This window comes from Microbacterium sp. NPDC079356, from assembly GCF_049545465.1.
In the GTDB taxonomy this organism is placed as follows: Bacteria; Actinomycetota; Actinomycetes; order Actinomycetales; family Microbacteriaceae; genus Microbacterium; species Microbacterium gawkjiense.
Window position 1 is genome coordinate 14,012 of sequence record NZ_JBMWDN010000006.1, and the last position, 23,307, is coordinate 37,318.

Sequence of the window (23,307 nt, forward strand, 5' to 3'; positions counted from 1 at the left end):
GGGTGCTTTCTGTCGGATGCCGCGGGTCAGCGGCCGAACTTGGGGGCGAACTTCTTCGCGACGAAGCGTGCGATGAGGTTCAGCGCCATGACGATGATGATGAGGGTGAGCGCGCCGGCCCAGGCCCGCTCGAGAGCGGCGGGGATGTTCGTGCCGGGGTTCTGGAACTGGTCGTAGACGAACACCGGGAGCGTCATCATCGGGTTGTCGAACGCGTTCACGTTGAGCGACTGGGTGAAGCCGGCCGTCAGCAGCAGCGGCGCGGTCTCGCCGATGACGCGGGAGATCGACAGCATGATGCCCGTCGTGATGCCCGCGACGGATGTCGGGAGCACGACCTTGACGATCGTCAGCCACTTCGGCACACCGAGCGCGTAGCTCGCCTCGCGCAGCTCATTCGGCACGAGCCGCAGCATCTCCTCGCTCGACCGCACGACGACGGGGATCATCAGCACCGAAAGCGCTAGCGAACCCATGAAGCCGGTGTTGAGACCGGGCCCGTAGATGAGCGCGCAGACGGCGACGATGAACAGACCCGCCACGATCGAGGGGATGCCGGTCATGACGTCGACGAAGAACGTGATCGCCTTCGCGAGACGGCCGCGTCCGTACTCGACGAGGTAGATCGACGTCATGAGGCCGATCGGCACGGAGATGAGCGTCGCCCACCCGGTGACGATGAGCGTGCCGTAGATGGCGTGGATCGCTCCACCGCCCTCGCCGACGATGTTCCGCATCGAGTACGAGAAGAACATCGGGTCGAATCGTGCGATGCCGTTGACGACGACCGTGAACAGCAGCGAGATCAGCGGCAGCAGCGCGATCGTGAAGGCGATCGACACCAGCACGGTCGCCAGCCGGTCAGCGGCGCGGCGCCGGGTCTCGACGACGCTCGAGAGGATGACGAGGACGATCGCGAACAGCACCACCCCGACGAAGACCGCCGCGGCGATGTTGAAGTCCGCGACGTCACCGCCGCCGTTCATGATGGCGAACACGATGCTCGAGAGGGCGAGGGCACCGGCCAGCAGCACCCACGGCATCCACTTCGGCAGCTGACCGGCGGTGAGCGAGTTGCCGACGGGCGTCCGGGCCGTGGAGCGGGTGAGGGTCGTCGTCATCAGTTCGCTCCAGAGAACTCGGCGCGACGGTTCACGATCCACCGCGCGAGCGCGTTGACGGCGAAGGTCACGAGGAAGAGGATGAGGCCGGTCGCGATGAGGACGTTGACGCCGTCCCCGTACGCCTCACCGAAGTTGAGGGCGATGTTCGCCGGGATCGGCGTCGGGTTGTTCGAGTTGAGCACCTGGAAGGTGACCGCACCCGTGGCCGAGAGCACCATCGTGACGGCCATCGTCTCGCCGAGGGCGCGACCCAGCCCGAGCATCGCACCCGAGACCATGCCGCCCCGGGCAAAGGGGAACACGGCCATGCGGATCATCTCCCAGCGCGTCGCGCCGAGGGCCAGCGCCGCCTCCTCGTGGAGGACGGGCGTCTGCAGGAAGACCTCGCGCGTGATCGCGGTCATGATCGGCAGGATCATCACCGCGAGGACGAGGGATGCCGTGAGGATCGTGCGCCCGGTGGGGGAGACGGCGCCGGCGAAGAAGGGGATCCAGCCGAGGTTCTCGTTCAGCCACACGTAGAAGGGCTGCAGGATCTGCGAGAAGACGAGGGCGCCCCACAGGCCGTAGACGACCGAGGGGATCGCGGCGAGCAGGTCGATGATGTAGCCGAGGGCGGAGGCGAGCCGGCGCGGGGCGTAGTGCGAGATGAAGAGCGCGATGCCGATGGCGAGCGGGGTCGCCACGACCAGGGCGATGATCGACGCCCAGAGCGTGCCGAAGACGAAGGGCCAGACGTACTGCCAGAACGGCTCGCCGCTCAGGAACTGCGTCTCGTCGGGGTTCGCGGTGAAGGCGGGGACGCTCTCGACGATGAGGAACAGCGTCACCGCGGCGAGCACGATGAGGATGATGATGCCCGCGCCGAGCGCGGTGCTGGAGAAGACGAGGTCGCCGCGGCGACGCATCGGTCGTCTCGTGGGCGCCTGGTCGGTGGCCAGGTCGGAGGTGGGGGGCATCGCAGTCCTCGGGTCGGAAGCGGGCGGACGTGGGGCTGCGGGTGACCCTCCGTGGAGGGCCACCCGCAGCAGGGGTGTTACTGCTTGGCGCCGATCAGGTCGATGGCGGCCTGGGCCTCGCTGGCGACCTCGGTCGACAGCGGCGCGGAGCCGGCGGCCTCGTTGGCGACCTTCTGGCCCTCTTCGCTGACGATGTACGAGAAGTACGCCTTCACGATGGCGGCGGTGTCGGCATCCTCGTACTGCTGGCAGCCGATGAGGTAGCTCACGAGTGCGATCGGGTACGAGCCGGCGGGAGCCTTGGCGGGGTCGACGTCGTAGACGAGGTCACCGTCGGCACGGCCCTCCTCGAGCGGCGACGACGCGACGAGCTCCGCGGCGGCCTCGGAGGAGAACGGCACGAAGTCGTCGCCGACCTTGACGGCGGCCGAGCCCAGGTCACCGACGCGCGAGGCGTCGATGTAGCCGATGGTGCCGTTGCCGGCCTTGACGGCGGCCTCGACGCCGGAGGTCTGCTGGGCAGCCTCGGAGCGCGTGGTCTCGACGGGCCAGGCGTCGTCGTCCTCGTACGGCCACGCGTCGGGCGCGACGGAGGCGAGGTAGGCGGTGAAGGTGCCGGTCGTGCCCGACTCGTCGCCGCGGAAGACGGGCGTGATCGCCAGGTCGGGCAGCTCGACGCCCTCGTTGATCTCCGCGATCTTCGGGTCGTTCCACTTCTCGATCTTCTCGTTGAAGATCTCGCCGATGACCTCGGGCGTGAGGTTCAGCTCGGTGATGCCCTCGAGGTTGAAGACGACGGCGACGGGCGAGATGTAAGCGGGGACCTCGACGATGTCGGGCGTCGCGCAGGCGCCGAACTTCCCGGCGGCGATCTCGTCGGTCTTGTAGGCGCGGTCCGAGCCGATGAAGTCGCTGGAGCCGGCGATGAAGTTGTCACGGCCGGTGCCCGAGCCGGTCGGCTGGTAGTTGACCGTGACGTCCGGGTTGGCAATCTGGAAGGCCGCAGTCCACGCCTGCTGGGCGGCGCCCTGCGAGGAGGCACCGGTCGCCTTGACGGTGCCCGACAGCGAGCTGCCGCCGTCGGAGGGCTGGCCGGCGCCAGCGGGGGTGCCCTCGTTGGCGGCGCAGGCCGACAGGGAGAGGGCGGCGACGGCGGCGACAGCGCCCACGCGGGCGATGCGGTTGAGCTTCACGTGTGAATCCTTCGGGTGATCGGGACACCCCGGTGCGGGGCTGGCTCGACGCTAAGAGTCGCCGGTGACCAGGTTCCGCTCCGCAGGTGAACGACAGGTGAACGGGTCGGGTCCGAACGCCTCTCGCTCAGCCGATTCACACCTTCGGGGGATGCGTCTCGATCGCCACGATGCCCGAGCCGGGGTTCGTCGCCGACAGGTGCGCGACGGAGAACCCGCCGACCTCGAGGTCGGCGGCGCTCTCGATGTACGAGCCCTTCAGGCTCCCGGTCGCCAGCGCCAGCTCGCTCATGATCGTGGGGATCACCGGTCGGTGCGAGCACAGCACAGCGGCCTTCCGCGACCTCACGCGTTTGCCGACGACGGCGCGCACATCCGCATGTCCTTCCTCCCAGGCATCCTGCGAGATCAGCTCGGTCCGACGGATGTCGCGGCCCAGCGCCTTCGCGAGCGGTGCCACGGTGTCGACGCAGCGGACTGCGTCGCTCGAGACGACCCGACGGATGCCGAACGCCCGCAACGGCCCGACGGCCGCCTTCGCCTGGCGCTTGCCGCGGTCGGTGAGGGGGCGGGCGGAATCCTTCCCCTTCCAGTCCTCGCGGGGAGTCGCCTTGCCGTGACGCAGCACGACGACGGGGAAGGTCGCGAGCACGCCGTCGTCGACGAGGCGCAGGAAGTTCTCGAGGATCTCGACGTCGACCGGATAGCTCAGCCGTTCGAGCGCCTTCTTCGGGGTGAGCCATTCGATCGCGGCGATCTCGCGGTTCGGCACGAAGGACGACCCGCGGATCGCCTCCTCGGTCGCCTCGGTGCTCCAGTAGTGGACGATCTTCGTCCGCTTGCTCGGGAGGCGGTACTTCGAGATTCCGACGGGCACCCCGAGGTGGACACGGATGCCGGTCTCCTCGAAGATCTCGCGCACGGCCGTCTCGGCGAGGGTCTCACCGGGATCGACCTTGCCTTTGGGCAGGGTGATGTCGCGGTACTTCGTGCGGTGGATCGCCAGCACGAGCAGCTTGCCGTCCACCATCCGCCAGACGACGCCGCCCGCGGCGTAGACCGCGGTCTCCGTCATCGCACCGCCCGCGCCCGCCGGCGGCGGAGCACCTGCGACATCGTCTTCTCCTGCAGATCGACGAGCGGGTGGCCCTCGGCATCCAGATGCTGCCGCGTCCACTCGCCCTCGGCGCCGAGGTGCCACGAGCTCGTGGTGTCGGACATCGCCAGCTCGAACAGCGAGATCAACTCGTTCACGTGCGCGGGCTCGGTCACCCGCACGAGCGCCTCGACGCGGCGGTCGAGGTTGCGGTGCATCATGTCGGCACTGCCGATGAAGACCTGCGGGTCGCCGTTGTTGTGGAACGTGAAGATGCGGGAGTGCTCGAGGTAGCGCCCCAGGATCGAGCGCACCGTGATGTTGTCGCTGACCCCCGGCAGGTCCGAGCGCAGCGAGCAGATGCCGCGCACCCAGACGTCGACCTTCACCCCGGCCTGGCTGGCGCGGTAGAGGGCGTCGATGATCTGCTCGTCGACCATCGAGTTGACCTTGATGCGCACGTGGGCGGGCTTGCCGGCCAGCGCGTTGCGGCGCTCGCCGTCGATGTGACGGAGGAGGCCCTTGCGCAGGTGGAGCGGGGCCACGAGAAGCCGCTTGAACTTCTTCTCGATCGCGTAGCCGCTCAGCTCGTTGAAGAGGCGGGTCAGGTCGCGACCGACCTGCTCGTTCGCGGTGAACAGGCCGTAGTCCTCGTAGATGCGGCTCGTCTTCGGGTTGTAGTTGCCCGTCCCGATGTGGCTGTAGCTGCGGAGGACGCCGTCCTCCTCGCGGATCACGTGAAGGAGCTTGCAGTGGGTCTTCAGGCCCACGAGCCCGTAGACGACGTGCACGCCCGCCTTCTCGAGCTTGCGCGCCCACACGATGTTGGCCGCCTCGTCGAAGCGGGCCTTCACCTCGACGAGCGCGAGGACCTGCTTGCCGTTCTCGGCCGCGTCGATGAGCGCCTCGACGATGGGGCTGTCGCCCGAGGTGCGGTACAGCGTCTGCTTGATCGCGAGCACGTGCGGGTCGCGCGCGGCCTGCTGCAGGAACGACACGACGCTCGTCGTGAACGATTCGTACGGGTGGTGGACGAGGACGTCCTCCTTGCGGATGGCCGCGAAGATGTCGGCGCGCCCGTTCTGCTCCGCCGGCTGGAACGGCGTCGAGGTCTTCGGCACGTGCGCGGGGTAGCGCAGATCGGGCCGCTCGATCTGCGACAGGGAGAAGAGTCCCCGCAGGTCGAGGGGGGCGGGCAGGCGGTAGACGTCGTTCTCGGTGATGTCGAGCTCGTCGAGCAGCAGCGAGAGGGTCACCTCGTCCATGTCCTCGGTGATCTCGAGGCGGATCGGCGGGCCGAAGCGGCGGCGCAGGAGCTCGGCCTCCAGCGCTTGGATGAGGTTCTCGGTCTCGTCCTCCTCGATCACGACGTCCTCGTTGCGCGTGAGGCGGAACGTGTGATGCTCGAGGATCTCCATCCCCGGGAACAGGTCGGCGAGGTTCTCGGAGATCAGTTCCTCGATCGGCAGGTACCGCACGGTGGAGCCGTTCTTCGCCACCTCGATGAGGCGGGGGAGCATGGGCGGCACCTTCAGACGGGCGAACTCCTGACGGCCGGTGCGCGCGTTGCGGATGCGCACGGCGAGGTTCAGCGACAGACCCGAGATGTAGGGGAACGGGTGGGCGGGGTCCACGGCGAGCGGCATGAGTACCGGGAAGACCTGCGCCGAGAAGTAGTCGTAGAGCGTGCTCCGCTCGGGGTCCGACAGCTCAGCCCAGGAGACGACCTCGATGCCCGCGTCGGCGAGGGCCGGGCGGACCTGCTCGGACCACACCGTTGCGTGACGCTCCTGGAGTGCGTGCGCCGCTGTTGCGAGGTCGGTCAGCACATCGAGGGGAGCGCGGCCGACGTTGGTCGGCACGGCGAGGCCGGTGAGGATGCGGCGCTTGAGGCCGGCGACCCGCACCATGAAGAACTCGTCGAGGTTGCTGGCGAAGATCGCGAGGAAGTTCGCGCGCTCCAGCGTCGGCAGGTTCGGATCCTCCGCGAGCTCGAGCACGCGCTGATTGAATGCGAGCCAGCTGAGCTCGCGGTCGAGGTAGCGGTTGTCGGGCAGCTGCGAGTCGTACGCTTCGACGACGTCGTCGAAGTCGTCGTCGTCCGCGTCGCCCAGTCCGGAGTCGTGAACCTGGGTGTCGATCATCTCCACATCATTGCAGGGGACGGTGACGTGTGCGTGAACACGGTCTCGGATGCCGCGGCATCCGACTCAGGCGGAGGAGCCCGGCAGCTGCTCGTCCTCGTAGACGTTGAAGCGGTAGCCGACGTTTCGCACGGTGCCGATGAGCTGCTCGAGGTCCCCGAGCTTCGCGCGCAGCCGGCGCACGTGCACGTCGACCGTGCGGGTGCCGCCGAAGTAGTCGTAACCCCACACCTCGCTCAACAGCTGTTCGCGGGTGAACACCCGCGAGGGGTGCGTTGCGAAGAAGTGCAGGAGCTGGAACTCCTTGTAGGTGAGGTCGAGCGGGCGACCGTGCACCTTCGCCGAGTAGGAGGATTCGTCGATCGTGATGCCGGAGGTCTGGATGCGGGTGGAGACCTGCTCCTTCGACACGCGTCCGATGGCGAGGCGGATGCGGGCATCGACCTCGGCGGGGCCTGCGCCGACGAGGACGACGTCGTCGATACCCCAGTCGGGGGAGACCGCGGTGAGTCCGCCCTCGGTGACGACCAGCAGAAGCGGCGCGTCGAGACCCGTCGTCGTCAGGATCTTGCAGAGCGACTTCGCGGCGACGAGGTCCTTACGGGCGTCGACGAACACGATGTCCGCATTGGGGGCGTTCACCAGCTGTGCCGCCTCGGCGGGGATCTGGCGGACCCGGTGGCTGAGCAGTTCGAGGGAGGGCAGGACGGAGTCGCCGCCGGCGGCGGAGCTCAGGACGAGCAACTGTGCCAAGGGGGACCCTCCGGTGCGGACTCGGAACCGGTCTCATCTTAGGGGCTCGCCCCGCGGCCGCCGCGACGCGGGCTCGCCGCCGTGCGGGCCCCGCGCCGGTGCGTCACAATAGGGATCATGACCGCGCCCGAGATCCTCCCTCGTCGACGGGCCGCCGGAGTGATCGCGGTCTGGGTGGCCGCCGCTCTCGTCGCCCTCGCCGTCGGCGTGTTCGTCGAGCCCGACTGGCGCGGTGCGTGGCTGCTGGTCGGTCTCGGATTCTGCTTCTTCCTCGCCTTCGCAGTGCAGCTGGCGTCGGGGCGGTCGCAGGGGTTCATCATGCGCATCTCGGCGAGCGTCCTCGGCGCGATGCTGGTGATGGGACTCATCGGCGCCGGCTTCGCGCTCGCCGAACTCTTCGCGAGCTGATCCACCGGCATCCGCCGACCGGGAGCCCGCTCCCGGCCGCTAAAGTGGACGGCATGGATCTCGTCGCACTCGAACTCTTCTTCGTCGGGCTGCTCGGCCTCGCATCGCTCGCGATCGCGTTCGTGTCCGGCGTCGTCGTCTGGAACCTCTACCGCGGTCAGCGCTGACATCGTGATCGATCTGCCGACCGACCTTCCGGCTGATCTGGTCCCGCTCTCCTGGCTCCTCGGCGTGTGGGAGGGCACCGGTGTCCTCGAGTACGACGCGCAGGGTCGCACGATGTCGGGCGAGTTCTCCCACCGCGTGAGCTTCAGCCATGACGGTGGCGACGCCCTGAACTACGCGGCGACCGCCTGGTTCGAGGATGCCGAGGGCCGCCGCCGCGACCTCGTCGCCGAGACCGGGTACTGGCGGCTGTCCCGCCCCGCGACCGAGCAGGATCCCGGGCCCGCGCTGCTGCCGGCCCTCGCACCTCGCGTCGACGCGCGCACGGTGCACGACGTCGAGGCTCTCCGCACGGCGGAGGACGGCTTCGAGATCGAGGTCGCGCTCGTGCACTCCGACGGCATCAGCGAGCTCTACCTCGGCCAGGTGCGCGGTCCGCGCATCGACATCGCCACCGACGCGATCGTCCGCCCCGCGGGCGCCAAGGAGTACGGCGCCGCGACCCGGATGTACGGGCTCGTCGACGGGCACCTGCTGTGGGCGTGGGACATCGCCGCGCTCGGCTCGGACCTGTCGTCCCACGCCTCCGCTCGACTCGCGAGGATCCAATGACCGCCGACGCCTTCGCGGCCGTGCCCGGTGCTGTCCTCGATGACCGCGGGCTCGCCCACCTCGGCAACCCGGTGCGGGAGCAGCGCGACCTCGCGAGCGGGGCCGCGGTCGCGCCCCTTGCGGACCGCGCCGTCCTCACCGTCTCCGGCGAGGACCGGCTCTCGTGGCTCGACTCCATCACCTCGCAGGCATTGACGACCCTCGCGCCCGGAGTCGGCACCGAGTTGCTCGTCCTCGACCCGCAGGGGCACGTCGAGCACGCGGCATCCGTCGTGGACGACGGGGAGCGCACGTGGCTCATCGTCGACCGCGACCGCGCCGACGCGCTGCTGACCTGGCTGACGCGGATGAGGTTCCGCCTGCGCGTCGACCCGCAGGACGCCACCGACCACGCGGTCGTCGGCGGGACCGCCGCCGCTGTCGACGCCCTGGGCGCCGCCGTCGTGTGGCGCGACCCGTGGCCCTGCGTGAGCCCCGGTGGGTGGGGATACTCCCCGGTCGAACCGCACCCCGGTGCCGAGCGCGACTGGGCCGAGGCGATCGTGCCGCGGGCCACCCTCGACGAGCTCGCCGCCGCCGCCGTCCGCGGCGATGTCCGCCTGGCCGGTCACCTCGCCGTCGACGCGCTGCGCGTCGCCGCGTGGCGTCCCCGCGCCGCCGCGGAGGCCGACGGCCGGACCCTCCCGCACGAGGTCGACTGGCTGCGCACGGCCGTCCACCTCGACAAGGGCTGCTACCGCGGCCAGGAGACCGTCGCCAAGGTGCACAACCTCGGGCACCCGCCGCGTCGCCTCGTCGCGCTGCAGCTCGACGGTTCGGATGCCGAGCTGCCCGACCCGGGCGCACCGGTCCGCCTCGACGGCGCCGAGGTCGGAGCGATCACCTCCGTCGCCCGCCACCACGAGGAGGGCCCCATCGCCCTCGCGATCGTGAAGCGGTCCGTCCCCGTCGACGCGGCGCTGACCGTGGCCGTCGCGGACGGCGAGATCGCCGCGGCGCAGGAGGTCGTCGTTCCGCCGGATGCCGGGCGTGCGGCATCCGTCCCGCGTCTGCCGCGTCTGTCGCAGCGCCGCTGACGATGGCGCCCGAACCGACCACCACGGTTCCGGTGCCCACCGCCCGGAGGTATCCGCGCGAGGGCTGGGCGCGACTGCGCGGGTCCGCCGTCGCGATCGTGCAGCTCGTGGTCGCTGCGAGCGCCGCGTTCTCGATCGCGCACTACGGACTGGGGCACCCGGCTCCGCTGATCGCGGCGACCGTCACCATCTCGAGCCTCGGTCTCGTCCGCGACGCCCGACCGTGGCGGGTGCTCGAGACCGTCATCGGCATGGTGCTGGGCGTCTTCGTCGCCGAGCTGGTCGTCTTCGTGGCCGGCAGCGGGTGGTGGCAGCTCGCCCTCACCCTCGGGGTGAGCCTGTCGATCGCGCGGTTCGTCTCGCCGCAGGCGGGCTTCGCGATCGCCGCGGCGATCCAGTCGATCATCGTGGTCGTCGTCCCCTCGCAGACGCCGTTCCTGCGACTGCTCGACGCCCTCACCGGCGGCGCGATGGCGTTGCTCGTCACCGCCCTCATCCCGCGCAGCCCGCTCCGCACCGCCCTCGCCGACGCGACGCGCCTGTTCGCTGCCTTCGAGGGCGCCGCCGGCACCGTCGCGCAGGGCCTGCGTCGCGGCAGCCGCGTCCGCGCCGAGCGCGGGCTCGAGAAGGCGCGCGAGCTGCAGGGCCGCGTCGACGACTGGCGGGTCTCGGTCGAGTCGGGCGCGGCGATCGCCCGCATCTCGCCGTTCCTCCGCCGCCAGCGCTTCGAGCTCGATCGTTTCGAGCGGATGCGGCAGGCCATGGACCTCGCGGTGCGCAACCTGCGCGTCGTCGCCCGGCGCGCCGTCTACCTGAGCGACGACGGTCGCGAGCGCGACGTCGCCGCCGATCTGCTCCTCGAGCTCGTACGCGGCGCGAACCTCGTGGCCTCGTCGCTGACCGACATCTCGTACGAGCCGGCGGCGCGCGAGGTACTCACTGCGGTGGCGGCCCGCCTCGACCCGATCGCCCTCGTCCCCGACGGATCGCTCGGCGACCAGACCCTCATCACGGCGCTGCGGCCGCTCGCGACCGACCTGCTATGCGCGACGGGCCTGCGCCCCGACGAAGCCCGCGCGCTGCTCCCGCGGGTGTGACGCGCCCCGCTCATCGGGGCGCGACGGCCTCCCACGGCACCGTGAACTCGCCCAGTCGCCACCGGCTCCGCCCGCCGATCGGCCACCCCGCCGCGACGAGCGCGTCGAGGGCGGCGCGCCACCGCTGGACCGGGCCGAACGACGACGCGGCGACCGCCCGCGTCCACTCCCGATCGAGGGCGTCGAGGACCTCGTGCACCCGCTCGCCCGGGATGTTGCGGTGGATGAGCGCCTTCGGCAGCCGCTCGGCGGCGACGGCGGGGGAGTCGAGCCCCGCGAGCCGCAACGAGATCGTGAGCGTGCGGGGCGCGGCATCCGGTCCGATCTCGATCCAGGTCGAGATCCGGCCGAGCTCATCGCACGTGCCCTCGACGAGCATGCCGTCCGGGCGCAGGCGCGACGCCATCCGTTCCCACGCCGCGGGCACGTCGGCCTCGTCGTACTGACGCAGGACGTTGAACGCGCGGATCACCGCCGGGCGGCGCCCGTCCGGCACCGGCACCTCGAACCCGCCGCGCGCGAACGACACGCGCGCATCCGCGGCGAACACCCCCGCCCCCGCACGGATCAGCGCGAGCTGCGCGCGGGCGCGCTCCACGCGGGCCGGCTCGATCTCCAGCCCCAGCACCTCGACGTCCGGGCGCGCCCGCCGCAGCCGGGCTTCGAGCTCGAACGCGGTCACCCCGCTCGCGCCGTAGCCGAGATCCACCACGAGCGGATCGGCGGTCCGGCGCAGCACCGGATGCCGCGCGATCCAGCGGTCGACGCGGCGCAGGCGGTTGGTGTTCGTCGTCCCCCGGGTCACCTGTCCGACGACAGGATCGGAGCGCGTCATGCCCCCATGATCGCACCCGCCGCGCCGGTAGGATTGCGGGCATGACAGCCCCCTACACCTTGATCCTCCTCCGGCACGGCCAGAGCGAGTGGAACAAGTCGAACCAGTTCACCGGGTGGGTGGACGTCCGTCTCACCGATCAGGGCAAGGCCGAGGCCCAGCGCGGCGGCGAGCTGATCAAGGAGTCGGGTCTGCTGCCCGACATCCTGCACACTTCGCTCCTGTCCCGCGCCATCCAGACCGCGAACATCGCCCTCGACGCGGCCGACCGCCTGTGGGTGCCGGTCAAGCGGTCGTGGCGCCTCAACGAGCGCCACTACGGCGCCCTGCAGGGCAAGGACAAGGCGCAGACCCTCGAGGAGTTCGGCGAGGAGCAGTTCATGCTCTGGCGTCGCTCGTTCGACGTCCCGCCGCCGGACATCTCCGACGACGACCCGTACACGCAGGTCGGCGACGTGCGTTACGAGGGCATCGACGGCGAGGTGCCCCGCACCGAGTCGCTGAAGATCGTCATCGACCGCCTGCTGCCCTACTGGGAGGGCGAGATCGTCCCCGACCTGAAGACGGGCAAGACCGTCATGGTGACCGCGCACGGCAACTCGCTGCGCGCGCTCGTGAAGCACCTCGACGGCATCAGCGACGACGACATCGCCGAGCTCAACATCCCCACCGGCATCCCGCTCGTGTACCGCCTCGACGAGAACCTCGTCCCGATCGGACCGGGCGAGTACCTCGACCCCGACGCCGCCGCTGCCGGCGCCGCCGCGGTCGCCTCGCAGGGCAAGAAGTAACCCGCCTTACGCCGGGAACACGAAGAGCGGATGCCTCCCGGCATCCGCTCTTCGTCGTTGCGGCGGCTCAGACCTCGAGGTCGACGCCCTCGGAGTCGGCGGCCCAGGTTCCGGTCGCGAGGTACGACACCTTCTTGGCGACCGACAGGGCGTGGTCGCCGAAGCGCTCGTGGTAGCGGGAGGCCAGCGTGGCGTCGACGGTGGCGGATGCCTCGCCCTGCCAGTTGTCGCTCAGGACCTTCTCGAACACCGCGAGGTGCAGTGCGTCGAGCTGGTCGTCGAGCTCATGCAGGCGGCTCACCAGCGACAGGTCCTCGGTGCGCAGCAGGTCGGCCAGGGTGCGGGCGACCTCGGTGTCGATCTCGCCCATCTTCGTGAACGTGTTCTTCAGTCCCTTCGGGACCGCCCGCTCGGGGAAGCGCATCCGCGTCAGCTGGGCGATGTGCTCGGCGATGTCGCCCATGCGCTCGAGCGAGGCGCTCACGCGCAGCGCCGCGACGACGATGCGCAGGTCGCGCGCGACGGGCTGCTGGCGCGCGAGGATCTCGATGGCGAGCTCGTCGAGCTCGATGGCCTTGTCATCGATGACCTGGTCGTTGTCGATGACGTCCTCGGCGAGGGCGACGTCGCTCGTGGCGAAGGCCCGGGTGGCCTTCTCGATGGCGACGGTGACGAGTTCGGAGATCTCGACGAGACGGGTCTGCACGTCCTCGAGGGACTGGTGGAAAACTTCGCGCATGGAGCACCTTCTCTTCGTGCGGGCGGGTGAGGGGCGCGACTGTCGCGCAGAGACCTCGGCCATCCTCCCGCGCTCAGGTTAACGGTCGGTGCCGACACGGTGAACAGTCGGCGGTGACCGACCTACGGGCCGATTTCCGTCCGATGGCGGGGGCGTGCCCACCCTACGCTGGGGTCATGGATTCGACGCAGCTCGAGCTGCTGGCGCTCGTCGTGGGGCTCCTGGTCGGCGGTGGTGCGGCCGCACTCGTGTTCTATGCGGCGCGATCGCGGGAGCGCACCCGGCTGGTTACCTCGACCGAGCTCCCCGAGGGCACGGCATCCGTTCTGCAGGCCATGGACGACGCGGCTGTCGTCGTCGATCCGTCGATGCTCGTCCTCGCCGCCTCCGCGACGGCAGAGGTCTTCTCGCTGCGGGTGAACGAGAGCCTCGACGCCGAGCGGCTGCGCGTCCTCGTGCGCGGCGCCCGCCAAACGGGGCTCCCCGCGACCGAGAACATGACGCTCAACCGCGGCGTCGAGCCGCGCGTCGTGGCCGCGCGGGCGAGCGTCATCACCCCGCGTCTCACCCTCATCGTCATCCGCGACATCACCGAGCGCGAGCGCGTCGAGCAGATGCGGCGCGACTTCGTCTCGAACACCTCGCACGAGCTCAAGACCCCCGTCGGCGCCGTCACCCTCCTCGCGGAGGCGATCGAGTCCGCCGCCGACGACCCCGAGCAGGTGCGTCACTTCGTCAAGCGCCTGAGCGCCGAGGCGACGCGCCTCGGGCAGCTGACCTCCCGCATCATGAACCTCTCCCGCCTGCAGTCCGCCGACGAGATCTCCGAGATGCGCGACGTCTCGGTGGACGAGGTGGTCCGCGCGGCGATCGAGTCGCTCGCAGTGTCGGCGGAGTCCGCCGAGATCAGCGTCGCCCGCGGGGGCGACCGCGGCCTGTTCGTCCGCGGCGACCGCCAGATCCTCACCGAGGCGGTCGGCAACCTGCTCGCCAACGCCATCGCCTACTCGCCGCCCGGAGCGCAGGTGGGGGTCGGTGTGCGGGAGGCCGACGGCGCGGTCGAGATCGCCGTGGCCGACCATGGCATCGGCATCCCCGAAGAGGACCAGCAGCGCATCTTCGAGCGCTTCTACCGCGCCGACCAGGCCCGGTCCCGGCGCACCGGTGGCACGGGACTCGGGCTCGCGATCGTCAAGCACGCCGTCCAGCGCCACGGCGGGTCGGTCGACCTCTGGTCGCGCCCCGGCCGCGGGTCGACCTTCACGATCCGCCTGCCCCTCGCCGCCGTCGACACGTCCACCACCCGCAAGCCCAAGAAGAAGAAGATCGGCGCGAAGGCGCCCAGCAGAAGGAAAGCCTCATGACCCGAGTCCTGATCGTCGAAGACGAGCCCGACCTCGCAGACCCCCTCGCCTACCTCCTGCGACGGGAGGGGTTCGAGGTAGAGATCGCCGAGGACGGCGGCCTGGCCCTCGACGCGTTCACGTCGCGCGGCGCCGACATCGTCCTGCTCGACCTCATGCTGCCGGGGATGCCGGGCACCGAGGTGTGCCGCGTCATCCGGCAGACCTCCAAGGTGCCGATCATCATGCTGACCGCGAAGGACAGCGAGGTCGACATCGTCGTGGGGCTCGAGCTCGGCGCCGACGACTACATCACGAAGCCCTACTCCTCGCGTGAGCTGCTCGCCCGCATGCGCGCCGTGCTGCGCCGTGCGGACAGCGACGAGCTCGACGTCGACGACCGCATCATCCAGGGCGGTCGCGTGACCCTCGACATCGACCGGCACACGGTCGCCGTCGACGGTAAGGAGATCTCGATGCCGCTCAAGGAGTTCGAGCTCCTCGAACTGCTCATGCGCAACGCCGGCCGCGTGCTGACGCGCGGGCAGCTGATCGACCGGGTGTGGGGGAGTGACTACTTCGGCGACACGAAGACGCTCGACGTCCACATCAAGCGCATCCGCTCGCGCATCGAGACGAACCCGAGCGACCCCGTCATGCTGCTGACCGTCCGCGGACTCGGCTACCGCTTCGAGGCCTGAGCGCCCCCTCGACGACGAAGGCCCCCACCTCGCGGTGGGGGCCTTCGTGACGGGGGTGTCAGCCGGTGGTCGTCGCCGTCGCGGCGGGCGTCGGGACGAATTCGGTGTAGTAGGGGAGCGTGCCGTCGAGGATCGGGACGGCGACGCGGACGCCCTCGCCCTCGCCCGACTGGAACGAGACGTCGACGTCGGAGCCGGGCTTGCCGGTGTCGTCGAACAGGAGCGGAGCCTGCGTCACGCCGAGGCTGACGGTGCTGTTCGCCGGGACGTCGACGCGCTGCGGCTGGTCGCCGACGGTGACGTTGAGGACCAGGTCCTCATCGGTGTCGTTGACGATGCCGGCGATGAGGTTGCCCAGCGAGCCGTCCTCGTTGGCGATGATCATGGCGTTCCGGACCTTCAGCGGCCCGGACTCGGGGATGTTGACGCCGTCGGACGCCGAGTACTGGATGGTCGTCGCCTGCGGGGCCAGCATGTTGCAGCCCGTGGTTCCCAGAACGACGGCGGCGCCCAGGGCGAGGGACGCGATGAGACGCGATTTCACGGATCCTCCAGATGACACGAACGGCGGCCCTCTCATCCTATGGGGTCACGACGGCGGGACCGGGCGGAGGGGGCGGCGAACTCTAGCGTATGTCGCCTGTGGTATTCTGGAGGTTGCCGAAAGGACACAACTGCATGCTTTTTGAGGTTGGCGAAACCGTCGTCTATCCGCACCATGGCGCTGCGACCATCATCGAGGTCAAGGATCGCGTCATCAAGGGAGAGACGAAGAAATACCTGAAGCTCAACGTCACCCAGGGCGACCTCATCATCGAGGTCCCTGCGGACAACGTCGATCTCGTGGGCGTCCGCGACGTGATCGGCAAGGACGGGCTCGAGAAGGTCTTCGACGTCCTGCGCGCACCCTTCACCGAGGAGCCGACCAACTGGTCGCGTCGCTACAAGGCGAACCTCGAGAAGCTCGCGTCGGGTGACGTCATCAAGGTGAGCGAGGTCGTGCGCGACCTGTGGCGCCGCGACCAGGACCGCGGGCTCTCCGCGGGTGAGAAGCGGATGCTGGCGAAGGCGCGGCAGATCCTCATCTCCGAGATCGCGCTGGCACTGAAGGCCGACGAGGAGAAAGCGTCCAGCGTCCTCGACGAGGTCCTCGCCTCCTGAGACCACGAAAGAACGGCCGGCTGCTCAGCCGGCCGTTCTTCGTTTGCCGCGGGACGGCATGCGTGCGTTCGGGCGATGCGCGCGCCATGATGAGGCCGTGACCACCCGCGCCGCGCCCGCCGCCGTCGACCTCTCGCGGCGGGACCTCACCCTCGACCTCGCCCGGGTCGTCTGCGTCCTGTTCGTCATCGTCGTACACCTCGTGCAGGTCGGCATCGGACCCGGACCCGACGGCGGTCTCGTCGCATCCCGCCCCGCCGAACAGCAGCCGTGGTTCGATGCGGCAACGTGGATCGGGCAGATCATGCCGCTCTTCTTCGTCGTCGGCGGATTCGCCGCGGCCACCGGCTGGCGGTCATGGACGGCGAAGGGCGGGGATGCCGCCGGCTTCATCCGCACGCGCACGCTCCGTCTCGCGCAGCCCGCCCTGCCCCTCTTCGTCTTCTTCGCGGTCGTCCTCGGCGTCGCCACGGCGGCCGGTCTGCCGGCGCAGCTCGTGTCGGATGCCGCCGTGGGCGCCGGGTCGCCGCTGTGGTTCCTCGCGGCGTATCTCCTGTGCCAGGCGGCGGTCCCGTTCCTCGCGGCCTGCCACGCCCGCCGTCCGCTGGCGACGCTCGTCGTCCTCGCGCTGGGTGTCGTCGTGGTCGACCTGGTGCGATTCTCGTCGGGTGTCGAAGAGGTCGGCCTGCTGAACCTGCTGTTCGTCTGGCCTCTCGTGCAGCAGTTCGGGTTCTGGTACGCCGACGGATGGTTCGACCGGCGGCATCCGCTCACCCTCGCCGGCATCGCGGCCGCCTGCTATCTGCTCCTGTGGTCGTTGACGGCGGTCGGACCGTACTCGACCAGCATGCTCGGTAACCTCAATCCGCCGACGGTGCCGCTCGTGGTCCTCGGGATCGCCCAGGCGTGCCTGCTGCGACTGCTCAAGCCGGCGCTCGCGCGCCTCATGTCGCTCCGCGCGATGCAGGGGGCCGTCTTCGTCCTCGGGTCCCGGCTCATGACGATCTACCTCTGGCACCTGCCGGTGATGCTGGCCCTCACCGGCGTCAGCCTGCTCATCCCCGGGGCGGCGCCGACACCGGCGTCCGAGGCCTGGTGGTGGTCGCGGCCGATCCTCTTCGTCGTCGTGCTGGCCGTCCTGCTCGTGCTCTCTCTCGCCATCGCACGGTGGGAGGCCCTCGGCACGCTCGGGTCGACACCGCCCCGGGCGGTCGTGGCCCTCGCCTGGGTGTGCGCGTTCGTCCCGCCGTTCGCGGTGATGGAGTGGTTCCTCGACCTGCCGATCGCGGTCGGGGGTGCCGTGCTGCTGGCGGTCGCCGTGTTCCTCCTGCGGCGCCGCCCGCGCGCACACGCGTCGGTACGCTCGGAGGCATGAGCATCATCCCCGTTCCCCGTGTGGCCGTCATCGTCGTCGCCGCGGGGTCGGGCACCCGGCTCGGGGCCGACGCGCCCAAGGCGTTCGTGGGGATCGATGCGCACACGATCCTGCGTCGCGCGCTGCGCGGCGTGTTCGCGGCACCCCAGGCGCAGGTCGTCGTCGTCGCACCCGCCGACCGCGTCGGCGACGCCACGACCGAGGCCCACGAGGCCGCCGGTGATCGGGGTGACCTGGTCTCGGTCGTCGCCGGCGGCGCGACCCGGCAGGCGTCGGTCGCGGCGGGACTGGCCGCGGTCTGGCCCGACGTCGAGATCGTCCTCGTCCACGACGCCGCCCGCGCGCTCACCCCGCCCGAGGTCTTCGCCCGCGTGATCGACGCGGTCGCCGCGGGGTCGGATGCGGTCATCCCCGTGCTGCCCGTCGTCGACACCCTGAAGCGGATCGACGCCGACACGGTCGTCGAGCCGGTGGACCGGTCGGTCCTCGCCGCGGCGCAGACCCCGCAGGGTTTCCGTCGCGCCGTCCTCGACGACGCGTATCGGGATGCCGCCGCCGACCACACCGACGACGCCGCCCTGCTGCAGGCCGCCGGCACGGTCGTGCGCACCGTCCCCGGCGACGAGCGGGCGTTCAAGATCACGACGTCGGCCGACCTCGACCGGGCACGCGGGCTCGTCTCGCCGATCCCGCCGGTCGTCCCCGCGGCGCCGGTCGCGATCCCGCGGGTCGGGATCGGTACCGATGTCCACGCCTTCGGCGGCGACGGCACGCTGTGGCTCGCCGGCCTGGAGTGGCCGGGGGCGCCGGGACTCCACGGGCACTCCGACGGGGATGCCGTCGCGCACGCGATCGTCGACGCGGTGCTGGCCGCCGCAGGGCTCGGCGACATCGGCACGCACTTCGGCACGGACCAGCCCGAGTACGCCGGTGCTCATGCCGCAGCGTTCCTCGCCCGCACCCGCGCCCTCGCAGGCGAGGCGGGATGGCGCATCGGCAACGTCAGCGTGCAGGTGCAGGCGAACCGGCCGCGGTTCGCCGCGCGGCGCGCGGAGGCGGAACGGGTGCTGTCCGAGGCGCTGGGCGCCCCCGTCGCGGTCTCGGCGACGACGACGGACGGGCTCGGATTCACCGGTACCGGAGAGGGCGTCGCGGCGTTCGCGGTGGCCGTCGTCATGCCGGCGTGACCTCGCGGCTCAGAGCTCTCGCGTCATGAAGGTCGAGGCGGGATCCGGGCGGTAGTCGCCGAACGGTTCGCACTCGACGAACCCCTCACTCGCGTACAGCGTGCGCGCGGCGAGGAACGCGGCATCCGACCCCGTCTCCAACCAGACCCGGGTGAGGCGGTCGGCGCGGGCCGCGGCGAGGATGTGACGCAGGATCGCGCGGCCGACGCCGGTGCCGAGATGGGCGTCGGCGACCCGCATCGACTTCAGCTCGCCATCCGTCGCGCTGAGACGGGCGAGGGCTCCGATCCCGGCGATCTCGCCCTCCCGCCACGCCGACCAGACGGTGACGGACGAATGCCGCAGCGCGCCGACGTCGAGGGCGTGCACGCTCTCGGCGGGGGACTGCGCGTGCATGCCGGCGAGGTGCTGCCGCACGAGGGCGGTGCTGGCCGGCCCGGTGAGGTCGTCGAGGCGGATGTCGAGGGGAGCGGGCACGTCAGGCCTCCACGGCGAACGGGGCGGGGTCGCGGGGTCGCCGCGACCCCCAGGCGAGCGTCACGAGACCGGCAGCCAGGACGACGAGGCCCGTCACCGCGAGAGGGGAGAGCCCCTCGCCGAGCACCGTCACGCCGAGCACCGTCGCCGTGAGGGGTTCGCCGAGGGTCAGCGTCGCCGCCGTCGCCGCCGTCAGCCCCTGGAGGCCCCACGTGAAGAGCACATAGGCGAGGGAGATCGTCGCGAGACCGAGCCAGAGCGCCATCGCGAGCCCGGACGGCGTCGCCGCCCAGCTCAGGTCGACGAAGGGGATCGCCGCGGCGCACAGGACGGCCGACCCGACACCCATCGATCCCACGACGGTGAAGGCGTCCCATCCCGCGTCGAGCAGGCGCCGCTGCGCGTTGGCGATCACGGCGAAGCAGGCGCCGGCGCCGACGGCGGCGGCGAGACCCGCGCCGTCGACACCACCCGTGCCCGACCCGCCGCCGATCCCCAGCAGCACGACACCCACCGCGGCGAGGGCGGTGGCCGCCATCCACAATCCGGAGGGCACCCGGCGCGAGATCGCCCATTCGAGGATGCCGGCGAGCACGGGAGCGGACCCGAGCGCGATCACGGTGCTGACGGCGACGCCGTTGGTCTCGGTGCCGAGGAAGAAGAGCGGCTGGTAGAGGCTGATCGCGACCCCCGTGGCCGCCATGAGCGCGAGCGGGCGCCAGGTGAGCGCGGGCCGCGGCCGGTCGGGCGTCCGCCGGCGGAACCGGGCGGCGAGGAGGAACGCGAGGGCAGCGAGCCCGATGCCGCCGACCACCATCCGCGCGACGCCGACCGAGAGCGTCGAGGCGTCGTCCGGACCGAGGGCGTTGGCGGTTCCCGTCGTCCCGAACAGCAGCGCGGCGGCGAGGACGGCGAGCAGATGCAGCACCCTCCTTTTCTATCGTCTCGACGCGGGTGCCTCCGCCACCCGCCGGTAGCATGGACCGGTGACGGTTCGGCTCTACGACTCCCAGGCTCAGGCGCTGCGCGACTTCGCGCCCGCCGACCCCGGAAACGTCACGATGTATGTCTGCGGGCCGACCGTCCAGTCGGGGCCGCACATCGGCCACGTCCGCGCGGCGCTGAGCTTCGACGTCCTCCGTCGGTGGCTCGTCCACCGTTTCGGTCGCGTCACGTTCGTCCGCAACGTCACCGACATCGACGACAAGGTCCTCGCGAACGCGACCGACGACGAGCCCTGGTGGGCGCTGGCGTACCGGATGGAACTCGAGTTCTCGCGCGCGTATGCCGCGGTCGGCATCCTGCCCCCGACGTACGAGCCCCGGGCGACGGCATCCATCCCGCAGATGCAGGAACTCATCGAACGCCTCATCGAGGCCGGCCACGCGTACGCCGCTGCAGGTGACGTGTACTTCGACGTGCGGTCCTGGCCGCAGTACGGGTCGCTCACCCGCCAGTCCGTCGACGCGATGGAGTCCGCCGCCGACGCCGATCCGCGCGGCAAGCGCGATCCGCGCGACTTCGCCCTGTGGAAGGGCGCGAAGGAGGGCGAACCGGCGGATGCCGCATGGGCATCGCCCTGGGGATCGGGCCGTCCCGGCTGGCACATCGAGTGCTCGGCGATGAGCCGGCGCTACCTCGGGCCCGAGTTCGACATCCACGGCGGGGGTCTCGACCTGCGCTTCCCGCACCACGAGAACGAACTCGCGCAGTCGGCCGCCGCCGGTGATCCGTTCGCCCGGTACTGGGTGCACAACGGCCTCGTCACCGTCGGCGATCAGAAGATGTCGAAGTCGCTCGGCAACTTCCTGCTCGCCGAGGACGTCCTGGAGGAGAACGACCCCGTCGTGGTGCGGTACGCGCTTCTCGCCGCCCACTACCGCTCGAATCTGGATCTCTCCGCCTCGACGTTCGCCGAGGCCGAGGCGGCGCTCGGTCGGATCGACTCGTTCCTGCAGCGCGTCCTCCGGGCGACCGAACATCCCGCGACGGCACTGCGACCGGGATGGATCCCGGACGCGTTCGCGGCGGCGATGGATGACGACCTCGGCGTGCCGCAGGCGCTCGCCGTGCTTCACGACACGGTGCGCCGTGGCAACACGGCGGTCGATGCGGGGGACCTGGCGACCGCCATCACGCACCGGGGGAGCGTCGTCGCCATGTTGCAGGTCCTCGGACTTCCCGCAGACGATTCCGCGACAGCGGTCGGTTACGGCGCCGCCACGGACGCCGCCCTCGACGCCCTCATCACCACCATGATCGACCAGCGCGCGGAGGCCCGCGCGGCGAAAGACTGGGCGGCAGCCGACCGCATCCGCGACGCGATCGCGGCGGCCGGCGTCGTCCTCGAAGACGGTCCCGAAGGGACCCATTGGAGTTTGAACAATGGCTAAGCCAGGCAACCCGTCCGCCGGACGCGGCAAGAAGGGTCCTACGAAGGGATCCGGCGGCAAGAACAAGCGCTCGCTCGAAGGGCGCGGCCCGACCCCCAAGGCCGAGGACCGCGCCTGGCACCCCGCCGGGAAGCGCAAGGCCGCCAAGGAGCGGTTCGTCGCCGCCGGTGGCAAACCGCAGATCCGTCAGACCACGGGCGGTCGCGCGCCCAAGGCGAAGTCCGGTGACGACACCGAGACCGTGACCGGGCGCAACAGCGTGCTCGAGGCGCTCCGCGCCAAGATCCCCGCGACCGCGTTCTACATCGCGCAGCGCGTCGAGATGGACGACCGCGTCAAGGAGATGCTCTCGATCGCGACCAACCGCGACATCCCCGTCCTCGAGGTCACCCGTCAGGAGCTCGACCGGATGGCCGGGTTCGACGGTGTGCACCAGGGCGTCGCGCTCAAGGTTCCGCCGTACGAGTACGCCCACCCGCAGGACCTGCTCGAGCAGGTCATCGACCGCGGCCAGCTGCCCCTGTTCGTCGCCCTCGACGGCGTCACCGATCCCCGCAACCTGGGTGCCATCATCCGCTCCACCGCCGCGTTCGGCGGGCAGGCGATCATCCTGCCGCAGCGCCGCTCGGCGGGCGTGAACTCCGCCGCGTGGAAGACGAGCGCGGGGGCGGCCGCCCGCATCCCCGTCTCCATCGCGCCGAACCTCACGACGACGCTCAAGGAGTTCAAGAAGCAGGGTGTCTTCATCCTGGGTCTGGACGGCGGCGGGGATGTCTCCCTGCCCGCGCTCGAGCTCGCCGACCGCCCCGTCGTGATCGTCGTGGGCTCCGAGGGCAAGGGTCTCTCGCGCCTGGTCACCGAGACGTGCGATCAGATCGTGTCGATCCCGATCAACGCGGCGACCGAATCCCTGAACGCCGGCATCGCGGCATCCGTCGCGCTCTACCAGGTCGCCACGCTGCGCGCGGCGTCCGAGTGAGAGCCCAGGCGGAGCAACGCGCGCCAGACTGACGTCACCGACTGCGAAAGGACGCATCCCATGACCCGTATCGCTGTGATCGGTGGCACCGGCTACGCCGGCGGCCACATCGTCGCCGAGGCCGCCGAGCGCGGCCACACGGTCGTCTCCGTGGCCCGCAAGCTCCCCGCCGAACGCGTCGACGGCGCGACCTACGTCGAGGGCACGCTCCTCGACGCGCCCGCGCTCGTCGCCGAGCTGGAGGGCGTCGAGGTCGTCGTGTTCGCGACGTCGCCGCGCGGTGACATGGCCGGCAAGATGCGGGATGCCGTCACCGAGCTGATCCGCGAGCTTCCGCTGTCCGTGCGGGTCGGTGTCGTCGGCGGCGCCGGAGGGAGCCTCGTCGCCCCGGGTGGGCCCCGCGTGATCGACAGCGGCTTTCCCGAGGAGATCAAGCCCGAAGCGATGGAGGCCATCGGCATCCTCGAAGACCTGCAGGCCGACACGACCGGCCGCGAGTGGTTCTACATCCACCCGGCCGGCGGATTCGGCGCCTGGGCGCCGGGGGAGCGCACCGGTTCGTACCGCGACGGCGGCGACGTCATTGTCACCGACGACAAAGGCGAGTCCTTCATCTCCGGTGCCGACTTCGCGATCGCCGTCCTCGACGAGATCGAGTCGCCGAAGCACCGCAACGAGCGGTTCACCGTCGGGTACTGA

At 70.7% G+C, this 23,307-nt stretch carries 24 protein-coding genes; 13 read left to right on the forward strand and 11 right to left on the reverse strand.

What is annotated here, in order from left to right; translation table 11 throughout:
- Nucleotides 1–26 precede the first annotated feature (26 nt).
- The 6 genes from pstA to ACPEH0_RS12705 all read right to left on the reverse strand — a co-directional run bounded on the left by pstA (nucleotide 27) and on the right by ACPEH0_RS12705 (nucleotide 7,269).
- Nucleotides 27–1,121: a phosphate ABC transporter permease PstA gene (pstA, locus tag ACPEH0_RS12680; RefSeq protein ID WP_064003119.1), complete on the reverse strand. Its 1,095-nt coding sequence runs from the start codon at nucleotides 1,119–1,121 to the stop codon at nucleotides 27–29.
- A complete protein-coding gene (pstC, locus tag ACPEH0_RS12685; RefSeq protein WP_064003120.1) occupies nucleotides 1,121–2,083 on the reverse strand; it encodes a phosphate ABC transporter permease subunit PstC in 963 nt (320 codons plus the stop codon). The genes pstA and pstC overlap by 1 nt, the downstream gene beginning before the upstream one ends.
- Before the next feature lie 77 nt (nucleotides 2,084–2,160).
- On the reverse strand, nucleotides 2,161–3,276 hold the full coding sequence (locus tag ACPEH0_RS12690; RefSeq protein ID WP_366214333.1) for a phosphate ABC transporter substrate-binding protein PstS: 1,116 nt from the start codon (nucleotides 3,274–3,276) through the stop codon (nucleotides 2,161–2,163).
- Between the two features lie 136 nt (nucleotides 3,277–3,412).
- Nucleotides 3,413–4,351, reverse strand: coding sequence for an NUDIX hydrolase (locus ACPEH0_RS12695; RefSeq protein WP_366214334.1), 939 nt, complete (start codon nucleotides 4,349–4,351; stop codon nucleotides 3,413–3,415).
- A complete protein-coding gene (locus tag ACPEH0_RS12700) occupies nucleotides 4,348–6,516 on the reverse strand; it encodes an RNA degradosome polyphosphate kinase (RefSeq protein WP_366214335.1) in 2,169 nt (722 codons plus the stop codon). The genes ACPEH0_RS12695 and ACPEH0_RS12700 overlap by 4 nt, the downstream gene beginning before the upstream one ends.
- Nucleotides 6,517–6,582: 66 nt before the next feature.
- A complete protein-coding gene (locus tag ACPEH0_RS12705) occupies nucleotides 6,583–7,269 on the reverse strand; it encodes a response regulator transcription factor (RefSeq protein WP_064003124.1) in 687 nt (228 codons plus the stop codon).
- Between the two features lie 117 nt (nucleotides 7,270–7,386).
- Here ACPEH0_RS12705 and ACPEH0_RS12710 point away from each other — a divergent pair, with 117 nt between their 5' ends.
- The 4 genes from ACPEH0_RS12710 (at nucleotide 7,387) to ACPEH0_RS12725 (ending at nucleotide 10,627) form a co-directional block, all read left to right on the forward strand.
- Nucleotides 7,387–7,677, forward strand: a complete 291-nt coding sequence (locus tag ACPEH0_RS12710) for a hypothetical protein (RefSeq protein ID WP_064003125.1) — start codon at nucleotides 7,387–7,389, stop codon at nucleotides 7,675–7,677.
- Between the two features lie 171 nt (nucleotides 7,678–7,848).
- The gene (locus ACPEH0_RS12715) at nucleotides 7,849–8,454 is read left to right on the forward strand and encodes an FABP family protein (RefSeq protein WP_366214336.1); all 606 of its coding nucleotides are present in this window, start codon (nucleotides 7,849–7,851) and stop codon (nucleotides 8,452–8,454) included.
- The gene (locus ACPEH0_RS12720; protein ID WP_366214338.1) at nucleotides 8,451–9,530 is read left to right on the forward strand and encodes a YgfZ/GcvT domain-containing protein; all 1,080 of its coding nucleotides are present in this window, start codon (nucleotides 8,451–8,453) and stop codon (nucleotides 9,528–9,530) included. The genes ACPEH0_RS12715 and ACPEH0_RS12720 overlap by 4 nt, the downstream gene beginning before the upstream one ends.
- 32 nt (nucleotides 9,531–9,562) lie before the next feature.
- Complete coding sequence (locus tag ACPEH0_RS12725) at nucleotides 9,563–10,627, forward strand: FUSC family protein (protein WP_366214339.1); 1,065 nt, start codon at nucleotides 9,563–9,565, stop codon at nucleotides 10,625–10,627.
- Between the two features lie 10 nt (nucleotides 10,628–10,637).
- Here ACPEH0_RS12725 and ACPEH0_RS12730 read toward each other — a convergent pair whose 3' ends face one another.
- Nucleotides 10,638–11,462, reverse strand: a complete 825-nt coding sequence (locus ACPEH0_RS12730) for a class I SAM-dependent methyltransferase (protein WP_359921115.1) — start codon at nucleotides 11,460–11,462, stop codon at nucleotides 10,638–10,640.
- 41 nt (nucleotides 11,463–11,503) lie between these two features.
- Here ACPEH0_RS12730 and ACPEH0_RS12735 point away from each other — a divergent pair, with 41 nt between their 5' ends.
- A complete protein-coding gene (locus tag ACPEH0_RS12735; protein WP_359921112.1) occupies nucleotides 11,504–12,253 on the forward strand; it encodes a phosphoglyceromutase in 750 nt (249 codons plus the stop codon).
- 67 nt (nucleotides 12,254–12,320) lie between these two features.
- Here ACPEH0_RS12735 and phoU read toward each other — a convergent pair whose 3' ends face one another.
- Entirely contained in the window at nucleotides 12,321–12,992 is a 672-nt protein-coding gene (gene phoU, locus ACPEH0_RS12740; protein WP_359921109.1) for a phosphate signaling complex protein PhoU, read from the reverse strand.
- A gap of 176 nt (nucleotides 12,993–13,168) precedes the next feature.
- Here phoU and ACPEH0_RS12745 point away from each other — a divergent pair, with 176 nt between their 5' ends.
- Both ACPEH0_RS12745 and ACPEH0_RS12750 read left to right on the forward strand, forming a co-directional pair.
- Complete coding sequence (locus ACPEH0_RS12745) at nucleotides 13,169–14,356, forward strand: sensor histidine kinase (RefSeq protein WP_217531423.1); 1,188 nt, start codon at nucleotides 13,169–13,171, stop codon at nucleotides 14,354–14,356.
- On the forward strand, nucleotides 14,353–15,036 hold the full coding sequence (locus tag ACPEH0_RS12750) for a response regulator transcription factor (RefSeq protein WP_064003132.1): 684 nt from the start codon (nucleotides 14,353–14,355) through the stop codon (nucleotides 15,034–15,036). Before ACPEH0_RS12745 ends, ACPEH0_RS12750 begins: the two co-directional genes overlap by 4 nt.
- A gap of 58 nt (nucleotides 15,037–15,094) precedes the next feature.
- Here the strand turns inward: ACPEH0_RS12750 and ACPEH0_RS12755 are convergent, their stop codons facing one another.
- Nucleotides 15,095–15,580 (reverse strand): DNA modification methylase, encoded by a 486-nt coding sequence (locus ACPEH0_RS12755; RefSeq protein ID WP_366214340.1) that lies wholly within the window; start codon nucleotides 15,578–15,580, stop codon nucleotides 15,095–15,097.
- 134 nt (nucleotides 15,581–15,714) lie between these two features.
- On the opposite strand from ACPEH0_RS12755, the gene ACPEH0_RS12760 reads away from it, so the two are divergent.
- The 3 genes from ACPEH0_RS12760 (at nucleotide 15,715) to ispD (ending at nucleotide 18,759) form a co-directional block, all read left to right on the forward strand.
- Nucleotides 15,715–16,197 (forward strand): CarD family transcriptional regulator, encoded by a 483-nt coding sequence (locus tag ACPEH0_RS12760; RefSeq protein ID WP_036313590.1) that lies wholly within the window; start codon nucleotides 15,715–15,717, stop codon nucleotides 16,195–16,197.
- A gap of 97 nt (nucleotides 16,198–16,294) precedes the next feature.
- Entirely contained in the window at nucleotides 16,295–17,572 is a 1,278-nt protein-coding gene (locus tag ACPEH0_RS12765; protein ID WP_366214341.1) for an acyltransferase family protein, read from the forward strand.
- Nucleotides 17,569–18,759 (forward strand): 2-C-methyl-D-erythritol 4-phosphate cytidylyltransferase, encoded by a 1,191-nt coding sequence (ispD, locus tag ACPEH0_RS12770; protein WP_366214342.1) that lies wholly within the window; start codon nucleotides 17,569–17,571, stop codon nucleotides 18,757–18,759. Before ACPEH0_RS12765 ends, ispD begins: the two co-directional genes overlap by 4 nt.
- Nucleotides 18,760–18,768: 9 nt before the next feature.
- Here ispD and ACPEH0_RS12775 read toward each other — a convergent pair whose 3' ends face one another.
- Nucleotides 18,769–19,236: a GNAT family N-acetyltransferase gene (locus ACPEH0_RS12775; protein WP_366214343.1), complete on the reverse strand. Its 468-nt coding sequence runs from the start codon at nucleotides 19,234–19,236 to the stop codon at nucleotides 18,769–18,771.
- Nucleotide 19,237: 1 nt separating this feature from the next.
- Nucleotides 19,238–20,164 (reverse strand): EamA family transporter, encoded by a 927-nt coding sequence (locus ACPEH0_RS12780; RefSeq protein ID WP_366214344.1) that lies wholly within the window; start codon nucleotides 20,162–20,164, stop codon nucleotides 19,238–19,240.
- A 58-nt stretch (nucleotides 20,165–20,222) separates the two neighbouring features.
- Between ACPEH0_RS12780 and cysS the strand changes: the two genes are divergently transcribed.
- Genes cysS through ACPEH0_RS12795 form a run of 3 tightly spaced genes read left to right on the forward strand, consistent with a single transcriptional unit; the run spans nucleotide 20,223 to nucleotide 23,307 of the window.
- Entirely contained in the window at nucleotides 20,223–21,629 is a 1,407-nt protein-coding gene (cysS, locus tag ACPEH0_RS12785; protein WP_217531418.1) for a cysteine--tRNA ligase, read from the forward strand.
- The gene (gene rlmB / locus ACPEH0_RS12790; protein ID WP_217531417.1) at nucleotides 21,622–22,608 is read left to right on the forward strand and encodes a 23S rRNA (guanosine(2251)-2'-O)-methyltransferase RlmB; all 987 of its coding nucleotides are present in this window, start codon (nucleotides 21,622–21,624) and stop codon (nucleotides 22,606–22,608) included. Before cysS ends, rlmB begins: the two co-directional genes overlap by 8 nt.
- A 60-nt stretch (nucleotides 22,609–22,668) precedes the next feature.
- Complete coding sequence (locus tag ACPEH0_RS12795) at nucleotides 22,669–23,307, forward strand: NAD(P)-dependent oxidoreductase (protein ID WP_217531416.1); 639 nt, start codon at nucleotides 22,669–22,671, stop codon at nucleotides 23,305–23,307.